9 protein-coding genes and 1 pseudogene are annotated in these 9,228 nt (G+C 63.3%); 4 read left to right on the plus strand and 6 right to left on the minus strand.

Annotation, left to right across the window (positions count from 1 at the left end; translation table 11 throughout):
* The first annotated feature begins 1 nt into the window (after window position 1).
* From lptA to ACXYMN_RS17985, 4 genes are all read left to right on the plus strand, one after another.
* The gene (lptA, locus tag ACXYMN_RS17970) at window positions 2-517 is read left to right on the plus strand and encodes a lipopolysaccharide transport periplasmic protein LptA (RefSeq protein WP_459015227.1); all 516 of its coding nucleotides are present in this window, start codon (window positions 2-4) and stop codon (window positions 515-517) included.
* 2 nt (window positions 518-519) lie between these two features.
* Entirely contained in the window at window positions 520-1,278 is a 759-nt protein-coding gene (gene lptB, locus ACXYMN_RS17975; protein ID WP_459015229.1) for an LPS export ABC transporter ATP-binding protein, read from the plus strand.
* Window positions 1,279-1,517: 239 nt separating this feature from the next.
* Window positions 1,518-2,084 (plus strand): ribosome hibernation-promoting factor, HPF/YfiA family, encoded by a 567-nt coding sequence (gene hpf, locus ACXYMN_RS17980; protein ID WP_459015231.1) that lies wholly within the window; start codon window positions 1,518-1,520, stop codon window positions 2,082-2,084.
* A 61-nt stretch (window positions 2,085-2,145) separates the two neighbouring features.
* The gene (locus tag ACXYMN_RS17985) at window positions 2,146-2,610 is read left to right on the plus strand and encodes a PTS sugar transporter subunit IIA (RefSeq protein ID WP_459015233.1); all 465 of its coding nucleotides are present in this window, start codon (window positions 2,146-2,148) and stop codon (window positions 2,608-2,610) included.
* A gap of 66 nt (window positions 2,611-2,676) precedes the next feature.
* On the opposite strand, the gene ACXYMN_RS17990 is transcribed toward ACXYMN_RS17985, so the two are convergent.
* From ACXYMN_RS17990 to ACXYMN_RS18015, 6 genes and pseudogenes are all read right to left on the minus strand, one after another.
* The gene (locus ACXYMN_RS17990; protein ID WP_459015235.1) at window positions 2,677-4,098 is read right to left on the minus strand and encodes a nodulation protein NodH; all 1,422 of its coding nucleotides are present in this window, start codon (window positions 4,096-4,098) and stop codon (window positions 2,677-2,679) included.
* A gap of 7 nt (window positions 4,099-4,105) precedes the next feature.
* The gene (locus ACXYMN_RS17995; protein ID WP_459015237.1) at window positions 4,106-5,806 is read right to left on the minus strand and encodes a DUF5927 domain-containing protein; all 1,701 of its coding nucleotides are present in this window, start codon (window positions 5,804-5,806) and stop codon (window positions 4,106-4,108) included.
* Window positions 5,803-6,813: a glycosyltransferase family 2 protein gene (locus ACXYMN_RS18000; RefSeq protein WP_459015238.1), complete on the minus strand. Its 1,011-nt coding sequence runs from the start codon at window positions 6,811-6,813 to the stop codon at window positions 5,803-5,805. Before ACXYMN_RS18000 ends, ACXYMN_RS17995 begins: the two co-directional genes overlap by 4 nt.
* 65 nt (window positions 6,814-6,878) lie before the next feature.
* A complete protein-coding gene (locus ACXYMN_RS18005) occupies window positions 6,879-8,102 on the minus strand; it encodes a glycosyltransferase family 4 protein (RefSeq protein ID WP_459015240.1) in 1,224 nt (407 codons plus the stop codon).
* On the minus strand, window positions 8,083-9,069 hold the full coding sequence (galE, locus tag ACXYMN_RS18010) for a UDP-glucose 4-epimerase GalE (protein ID WP_459015242.1): 987 nt from the start codon (window positions 9,067-9,069) through the stop codon (window positions 8,083-8,085). The genes ACXYMN_RS18005 and galE overlap by 20 nt, the downstream gene beginning before the upstream one ends.
* A 5-nt stretch (window positions 9,070-9,074) precedes the next feature.
* Window positions 9,075-9,228 (minus strand): annotated as a pseudogene (locus tag ACXYMN_RS18015) (UTP--glucose-1-phosphate uridylyltransferase); the annotation flags it as partial.

Below are 9,228 nucleotides of genomic sequence, written 5' to 3' on the forward strand. Positions count from 1 at the left end.
TATGGTAGACATCCGAATCCTGGCCGTTGTGGTCGGCCTGTTCCCGGTCAGCGTGTCTGCACAGGGCGCCGAGGTCACCTTCGGAAGCATGCAGCAGGACAGTTCGCTTCCCGTCGAGGTCAGCGCCGATCAGCTGTCCGTCGATCAATCCTCGGGCACCGCGATCTATTCCGGCAGTGTGGTCGTCGGACAGGGCGACATGCGCCTTGCCGCGCCGCGCGTGCTGGTGGTCTACATCGAGGGCGCGGGCCAGATCGAGCGGCTTGAAGCCACCGGCGGCGTCACGCTGGTGTCGGGCGATGACGCGGCAGAGGCCGAGCGCGCCGACTACAACGTCACCGATGGCACCGTGGTGATGACCGGCAGCGTGCTGTTGACCCAGGGCGGCAACGCCCTGACCGCCGACCGCATGGTGGTCAACTTCGATGACGGCACGGCACAGATGAACGGGCGCGTCCGTTCGGTCTTCCAGCCGCAGGACAGTGCCGACGATGCGGCGCCGGGCACGGGCCAATAGCCATGGTGCCCCCCGAACTGACAGTCACCGACGGCCAGGCCGGTCTGCACGTGCAGCATCTGCGCAAGAGCTACAAGAAGCGCGTCGTGATCCGCGATGTCACCATGTCGCTCAACCGCGGCGAGGTGGTGGCGCTGCTTGGGCCGAACGGCTCCGGCAAGACCACGACCTTCTACGCCATCGCCGGGCTGGTGAACCCCGAGGGCGGCAAGGTCCTGATCGACGGGCAGGATGCCACCTTTCTGCCGATGTACCGGCGCGCCCGCATGGGCATCGGGTATCTGCCGCAGGAAATGTCGATCTTTCGCGGCCTGTCGGTCGAGGACAACATCTCGGCGATTCTGGAAATATCGCTCAGCGACAGGTCGCGGCGGCGCGAGCGTCTGGAAGAGCTGCTGGGCGAATTTTCGATCGAACATCTGCGCCGGGCCCCCGCGCTGGCGCTGTCGGGCGGCGAGCGTCGCCGCGTCGAGATCGCGCGCTGTCTTGCCGCCGATCCGAAATACCTGCTTCTCGACGAACCCTTTGCGGGCGTCGATCCGATCAGCCTGGGCGATATCCGCAGCCTCGTGGCCGATTTGAAGACGCGCGGCATCGGCGTGCTGATCACCGACCACAACGTGCGCGAGACGCTCGAGATCGTGGACCGCGCCTATATCCTGCATGATGGCAAGGTGCTGATGTCCGGTTCGCCCGACGAAGTGGTGCAGAACGAAAACGTCCGGCGCGTCTATCTGGGCGACAGTTTCCGGATAGGGTGAGGCATGCAGATACACCAAGCTGTCCGGTTTTGTTTGACAGACAGGCGTCGGTTGATCTCAAATGAAAGGATGACGCCGCGCGCTTTTGCAGTCCGCACATATAACAACCTTCGTCAGAGGGCGGACTTCAACAAACTGACGACAGCCCGTCATTTTCCGGCCATTTGTCTGCGTCACAGTCAGCACTGCACCTGACCTGACCGGTCGAATTGCCCCATATAAGAAGAAGGATCTCATTCATGCGCTACCAGATCACGGGAAAGCAGATCGACATCGGAACCGCGCTTCAGTCTCACGTCGAGACCGAACTGAACACCGTTCTCGCGAAGTACGCCGGTCGTCCGACCGACGCTTCGGTCGTATTTTCCAAGTCCGGCCATGAGTTTATCTGCGAGGCAACCATTCACCTGTCGACCGGTCTGACCGCGACCGCCAAGGCCCGCGCGCCGGAGATCTACGCGTCCTTCGACAGCTGCAACGAAAAGATGGACAAGCAGCTGCGGCGCTACAAGCGGCGTCTCAAGGACCACCACAGGGACCGCACCTCGCCTGTTGAACTTTTCGGTGCGTCCTCGTATATTCTGGCCGGGAATTCCGAGACCGACGAGGTGACCGAGCCTGACTCGCTTCAGCCGATCATCGTCGCCGAGATGGAAACCAAGATACCGTCTCTTTCTGTCGGAGAGGCAGTGATGCAGATGGAGCTTGCGGGTGCACCGGTTTTGGTCTTCCGCAATGAAAAGAAGGACGGCGTCAACGTCGTGTACCGTCGGGACGATGGCAACATCGGTTGGATCGACCCATAAGACCAGTAAACCTTGTTCAATCCACGAACGGCCTGGCGCCTGAGCAGAAAAGCAAGACCGAATGAAATTTGTCGATCTCCTTGAACCCGCAGGGGTGAGGGTGCTGGGGTGTGTTTCCAGCAAGAAACGTCTGATGCACGACCTCTCCGAAGTGGTGGAGAGCGTTTATGACATCGATGCGCCCCGCGTCGTCGAAGCGCTGATGGAGCGTGAGAGCCTGGGGTGCACCGGCGTCGGTCACGGCGTCGCGCTGCCGCATGCACGGCTTGCCGGGATCGACGAGGTCAAGGGCGTGTTCCTGCTGCTCGAAAAACCCATGGACTTCGATTCGGTCGACCGTCAGCCGGTGGATGTGATCTTCGCCCTTTTTGCCCCGGAAGAGGCTGGGGTCGAACATCTGAAAGCCCTGGCGCTGGTCAGTCGCACGCTGCGCGATCCGGCGTTCTGCACCAAGCTGCGCGCCAATCCGGACCCGTCCAAGCTGTATACCATCCTGACGGAATCGCAGTCGGTCCAGGCCGCCTGATCAATCGCGCAGGTCTTGTCAGTCAGACGCCCCGGCCCATCGGCCGGGGCGTTTTCGTGTCCGTGCTCAGCCCCAGTCGGCAAAACCGAACATGGTGTAGTCGCGCGGATAGGCCTCTTGCGCGAGCGACTCGATCTCGTCGTCATAGATCTGCGCCAGTCCGAATGGCGCGGCGTTGGCCACCGGCGCGGGGTCGGGCGGGGCCGCGTGACCCACCTGCATCGCCAAAGCCGGCAGGTAGGTCGCCATTTCGTCTTCCCGAACCACCATGTCCGGGAAGGTGAACTCTGCCATGCCGACAAGCGTCTGCGATTGGCTGGCCCAGTGCCCGTCGGTGCGGATCGGCGTCTGGCCGGACAGGTTGGCCCGGCAGAACCGCAGAAACCCGGTGAAGGCGCGGCGATGGTCTTCCAGCGTGTACGCGTCGCCCGCATCCGGCAACGGCATCTCATAGGCTTTGATCAGGTGGTTGCGGATCTTGCCGAAGCTGCCCTTTCCGGTCGCGAGGATGCGGGTGCAGAAGGCATCATGCGCGCGCGCCACCGGATGCCGGATTACCGTGAAGCTGCGATGGCCCGGTCTTTCGCGTTTCCATTGCCGAAGCGTGTTCTGGCTGAAACCCGACACCAGGCTGTCCACGTCGACGTCATCGAGTGCCGCAAGCCATTGGGTCACCGCCGCCTCCGGGCCCGAACGGATCGGCATGTAGAGCAGCGGGGTCCTGGCGGCGGCCACGTAGCTGGGCACCAGCGGCCCGCGCCGAGGTTCGAAATTGGGCGTGCGCGTCAGGTTGAAACGATCCAGCCGGGCCAGCGCCATGACCATGTCTTCGGCATTGGCGACCTTGTCGGCGACGGGCTTCGGGTTCTGGACCTTGAGCGACTTGTCCAACCCCTCGAGCCGGTCGGAAACGCCAAGCCACGCAGCCAGTCCGTTCATCACGTCGAGGTCCTGCAGATCCTCATACGCCACGTAGAAGGCGGTCTGGCCGCTGCGCTGCATCCGGTTCAGCAACGTGACCTGAAAGTCCTGCAGGGCGGCAAGATGTCTGGCGAATTCCGGGCCGTCGAAATGGGCCTTTTCCTCGCGGCGCTTGCGCACGTTGGTCAGTTTCCACTGCCCCGTCGCTTGCGCGATCTTCCAGCTGACATAGGAATCCACCGGGTTGCGGGTCAGCACGATCTTGGCGCAGGACGGATCGTCAAGGATGTCGTCCAGAACGCGCGCGTCGTGATCGTGGAAGTAGCGAAAGCCGCCCAGCCCCTGCGTCGCCCGCTTGATCTGTTGCAGCAGGCGTATGGGTTGCTGGTCGCGCTCATCCTTGGTGATGCCGAGGATGTCTTCGGAATTGGGGTAACCGATGAAATGCGGGTTGAAGGCCTCTCCGTGGCAGGTGACCGAGGGCAACGCGTTGAGGTTGGTCTCGAGGAAATTCGATCCGGTGCGCATCTCTGCGAAGACCACGAAGTAATCGAAGCGTCGGGCCATTTCGGTCCTATTTCTTGACGAGGTAAGGTTTGCGCACCGGCCGGGTGCCGTGGCGCGGTGCGGGATCGACCGGGAAGTCGCCCATCAGATAAGGGTGCATGCCCTGGTTCTTGAGGTTCTGCAGGAATTGCCCGAAGCCTGTCAGATCCTCGAGCCGGGGCGCTTCGGCCAGCCGGCGTGCGGGTTTCTGGCCGATCTCGTCGATCAGCAGTTGCAACGGCTCCATCGGGGCTTCGATGAATTCGGCCATCGACCAGATGCGGATATGTGCCTTGGCATCCGGAGAGCGCAACTGGTCGAGCATCTGCGCCTCGATCTTCTGCAAGGCCGCCGCTTCGACCCTTAGGTCGCCGAAATCGCGGTTCGACTTGAACAGAGGCACCGCCCAGGCCCCCGAAATCACCGAGATCTGCGCATTGGGATCGCGCGCGAAATGCCAGTTGATATCGGGGTTGTCATGCGGCCCGTACTGGAAACACTGACGTTCGCCGCGGGTGTTCCAGATCAGGTTTGTCAGGAACGCCCGGGGGTTGTAGTCGCGCAATTCCGCGGAATCCGACAGCGCGCCGTTCAGTATCTTCTGGCCGCCCGAAAACTCCGCCCGTTCCGGCGCGAAAAGATGGCCATGAACCTGCGCCCCGGTCGCCCGTGCCAGCCATTGTTCGAATTCCTCGAACAGTTCGGTGAAACCCTGGAAGATCGAGTATTTCCCCGCAGTGACGCCGTTTTCCCAACCGAAATTGGGAAAGCGCGACTGCATGTAGAGGCCGGTACGCCCCCGGGTCCGCCGTTCGACCGCCTTGGCGAAAATGCGGTCGATCTTGCCGGGATTGGGTTCCATCTGGTTGGCCTCACCGGAGTGATTGCCGAGAAACACCTCGTAGAGCCGTTCCGCATGGGGCCATATCTTGCGCGCGACAAAGCAATCGGACCGGCGCAGAAGCTTCAGATGGTCGTCGTAGAAGATGTGCGGCTTGCCCTGGAAATCGAATTTCGACAGCGTCAGGGACCGACTTTCGATATGGCTGGAATACAGCCGCGACAGGGTCTGGAAATAACTTTCGTCCGGAATCCAGACCGAGCGGAAATACCGGTCATAGGTCTGCCGCTTGGGGTCCTGCAGTATCGCCGAGAGGGTCTGGCGTGTCAGGCACCACCATTGGCTTCCCATATGCGGCACGACGGATTTGGGGATGCGGCGGCGCAGGCCGAGGATGCGCTGCAATTCGACGAACTTGTCGAACAGATATCGATGGTTCCGCCACGAGAACGGAAACCACATGGTAAAGCGTTCCTCATCGAGTCCCCCGACCGTCCAGGGCACATCCGCCGTGGTGGCGCTTTCGATGAAGTCGGTGCCGGGCCGCGCGGCGAGGTAGTCGACCAATTCGCTGACAGGGCGCAACGGCAGGCACGCGCCCGACGCGAGGTAGACGTGCCGCACCTCCTTGTTGGCGGCCAGCATCAGCTCGCCCGCGTCCTGCGTCGCGGCCACGAGGCCCCAGCTGCCCCATTCGCAGCGGTGCCGCCGCGAGAACCGCACCAACGGCTCATCGGCCAGCTTTTCGCGGAACTGGTCGTAGGCGCGGGTCGGGACCTTCTTGTCGACATGGATCACCAGAGGACAGCCTGCGCGGGTCCAGTGACGGGCCACCTGTTCGGCCCGGCCAAGCGCGGTATGCACCAGCATGATGATGCCGACGCTCATGCCCAGTTCCCCTTCGACATCAGGCCGAGGATCTCAAGCTGGCGCCAGTTGATGTATTTCTCGCTCCACTTGCACCAGAGATCGGGATTGTCCTTCAGCCCTGCGGCGTAGGCGAGGTATTCCTTGGACCCGCCATAATGCTGGCGACGGTCCAGTTCTTCCTGCGCCTTGTGCGAGAAGGTATCGAGAAACTTGGTGTGCAGCAGCACGCCTGACGCTTTTTCGCCGCCCCATTCGTCGTAGACCAGGTTCAGACCGCGCGGCAGCAATGTGTGGGTCGAACTGTGATAGGCGTAGCGCTTGTTCCATTTCACCAGCGGGATCTTGTTGAGCGCGGGGGCGCGCTCCGGCTCGTCGGTGAAGAACATCCGTGCGCGGGGGCCGCCCTGAATCCACAGGTTTCCGTAGGTGGGGTTCTTGGTGATCGCGTAGTTGCCGGAATCGAACCAGGACGCGATCTCAACCGGGTCGCGGCCCGGGGTATAGGGGTCGCTGTCGATCCGGCCCTTGGGATACATGTCCAGCAGCATGGCCCCGAAGGACTTGATCGAAGAGGCGTCGAGCCAGTCCGTCAGCGCGCGAATTGGTCGGGTGTCGCAGAACGGATAGAGGAACAGCTCATCCGGGTCGACCACAAGGCACCAGTGGTCGTGGCCGTATTTCATCTGCAGCCAGTTCATCCAGTCGACGCCGAAGCGCGCCTTCTTGTAGCTGGCGCGGGTCGTCCAGACCGACACATCCGGTTGCCGCGCAAGATAGTCGAGCGAGCCATCGGTGGAGTCGTTGTCGACCATCAGGAAGTGGTCGAAGCCCATTTCGCGATAGTATTTCAGAAAGTAGGGCAGGCGCGGACCTTCGTTGCGCAGGGTCGAGACGACAAGGATATCGGAAGGCTTGATCTGCTTGGTGCGGTTGGCGATGGCGCGCAGATCACGTCGCTTCCGGAACGCGCGTATGCGCCACCTCCGACGCTGCAAACGCAGCCGATATGATTGCCAGACGCCCACGTCCGCTCCTGCCTTGTCTTGCACCAAAAGAGTGCATCACACACTCGACCGCTTTAACCCGGGTATCAGAGCCGGTTTAATATTATATTGAAATGATTTCGCCAGTCAGGCGGTTTCCACGCCGCCGACCGGTCCATCATCTCGGGGGGCGACGCGGATTTCGACAGACCGAGCCGCCCGATTGTCTCGATCCATGGATAGCGGTCGCTCACATCTGCGTAAATGGCTTTGTCGCCAAGCACTTCGCGCAGCACCGGAAGTGTGTTGCACAGGACCGGAACGTCCAGTTGCAGCGCCTCCGCCGGCGGCAGGCCGAACCCCTCGGCAAGCGATGGGAACACCATGCCGGCGCTGTCGGCCAGAAGCGCCGCAACTTCGGTGTCGTCCAGGCCTGCAAGTTCGTGGACGTGGGCGGGGGCCGCGTCGAGGCGCGCGAAGACGGCCTCGTTGCGCCAGCCGCGCGATCCGAGGATCAGCAGATGCGGCGCGTCGGGCCCGTCGCGCGCCACGAGATCCGCCCAGATATCAAGCAGGAAGGCATGGTTCTTGCGCGGCTCTATGGTGCCCAGGACAACAAAGAAGGTCTTGCCGGACCACGGCCCGTCCGGGGCCTTGCCGCCCGTCTGCGGCGGGTCGATCCCCAGATGGGCCACGTGCGTCTCGGGCGGGTCCGGGCAATGGCGTGCGATGTCGTCGGCAGTCACTTGGGAATTGGCGATGATCAGGTCGGCATGCCGCATCGCCTGGTCGAAAAAGGTCTGGAACCGCGCCACCGTGCCGGGGCGCTGCATCTGTGGCAGATCAAGCGGTATGGTGTCGTGAATCATCACCGCGATGCGCAGGTCGGGGACGGCGCGCAGCCCGGTGATGGTGCTCTGGCCAAGGTTGGTGTGTCCGACGTTGATATAGCTGGTGCCGGGCGGCAGGTGCCGCGTCAGCATCGCACCCAGCTTGCGGGTGCGCGCGCGCGCGATGGCATCGCCGCGCAGATCGCTTTCAACCCCGGCCCGCGCCCGGTCGCTGTGTCGCGCCATCCAGGACAACAGCGTCGGGCGGCCAATCTCTCCGCGCCGGGTACGGTCGTGGAAGGCGGCGCAGCCAGCCGCATCGAGCAGCAGGTATCCAAGCGACGTCCGCACCAATCCGAAGAGCCGCGCGTCAGCGGCGATGAGGTGCGCCAGATAGGCCATCTCGACCCGGTCGACACCGGTATGCTGCTGGCCCGCCCGGCTGACCAGCCGCGTCAGGTCAAGGCATCGGGCGGGCGGGTCAGTGTTCGTAGTGGCCATGTTGCTGCCAGCGCCAGGCATCCTCGATCATCCGCGTCATGCTCGACCGCTCGGGCGTCCACCCAAGTTCGTGCGCCGCGCGATCCGACCCCGAAACCAGCTTTGTCGCATCTCCCGCACGGCGCGGCCCTTCGTTCATCGGAACGTCGTGGTTGGTCACCATGCGTGACGCCGCGATCACCTCTCGGACCGAGAACCCGGTGCCGGTGCCCAGGTTGAAGACCCGGTCGTCCTGCCCGTTTTCCAGCCAGCGCAACCCCAGCAGATGCGCGTCCACCAGATCGCTCACATGTACGTAGTCGCGGATGCAGGTGCCGTCGGGCGTGTCGTAATCGGTGCCGTGGATCGTCAGCGCCGGTCGCTTGCCCTGGATCGCCTCGAACATGACCGGGATCAGGTGCGTCTCGGGGCGGTGATGTTCGCCGATCTCACCCTCGGGGTCGGCACCGGCCACGTTGAAGTAGCGAAAGATGACAGATCGCAGCCCGTGGGCGGCGCGGAAATCGCCGATCATGTCCTCGATGGCGCGCTTGGACTTGCCATAGGCATTGAGCGGCTCTTGCGGCGTCATCTCGTCAAGCACCACGTTGTCATGCTCGCCGTACGTGGCGCAGGTCGACGAAAAGACGATCTGGCGACACTCCGCCGCGACCATCGCCTCGAGCAGGTTGAGCGCGCCGGTCACGTTGTTGCGCCAATACCGCGCCGGATCGCTCATGGCCTCGCCGACCAGGCTCAGCGCGGCGAAATGCAGCACCGCGACGGGCGTGTGCTCGGCGAAGGCTTGGTCGAGCGCCGCGCGATCCAGAAGGTCGCCCTCGACCAGCGGGCCGAACCTGACCGCATCGCGCCAGCCGGTGACGAAATTGTCGAATGTCACCGGGGTGTAGCCCGCCCGCGCCAGCGCCTTGCAGGCGTGGCTGCCGATATATCCCGCGCCGCCGGTGACAAGGACCTTGCCCGCCATGCCGATCAGCCTGCCGCCTGTTCCGCCGCGATGGTTTCGTGCAGGAAGGCCCGCAGGTCGTCCTGCAGCTCGGGACGGCGCAGACCGAAGGCGACGGTGGCCTGCAGGAAGCCCGACTTCGACCCGCAGTCGAAGCGTTCGCCGTCAAAGCGCAGGCCG

The organism is Roseivivax sp. CAU 1753 (assembly GCF_054482575.1).

Bases quoted from the DNA above. Each gene is read 5' to 3' on its own strand.
- ACXYMN_RS17995 (WP_459015237.1), bottom strand. From the start codon at position 5,806: ATGAGCGTCGGCATCATCATGCTGGTGCATACCGCGCTTGGCCGGGCC.
- hpf (WP_459015231.1), top strand. From the start codon at position 1,518: ATGCGCTACCAGATCACGGGAAAGCAGATCGACATCGGAACCGCGCTT.
- ACXYMN_RS17990 (WP_459015235.1), bottom strand. From the start codon at position 4,098: ATGGCCCGACGCTTCGATTACTTCGTGGTCTTCGCAGAGATGCGCACC.
- ACXYMN_RS17985 (WP_459015233.1), top strand. From the start codon at position 2,146: ATGAAATTTGTCGATCTCCTTGAACCCGCAGGGGTGAGGGTGCTGGGG.
- lptB (WP_459015229.1), top strand. From the start codon at position 520: ATGGTGCCCCCCGAACTGACAGTCACCGACGGCCAGGCCGGTCTGCAC.
- ACXYMN_RS18005 (WP_459015240.1), bottom strand. From the start codon at position 8,102: ATGGCCACTACGAACACTGACCCGCCCGCCCGATGCCTTGACCTGACG.
- lptA (WP_459015227.1), top strand. From the start codon at position 2: ATGGTAGACATCCGAATCCTGGCCGTTGTGGTCGGCCTGTTCCCGGTC.
- galE (WP_459015242.1), bottom strand. From the start codon at position 9,069: ATGGCGGGCAAGGTCCTTGTCACCGGCGGCGCGGGATATATCGGCAGC.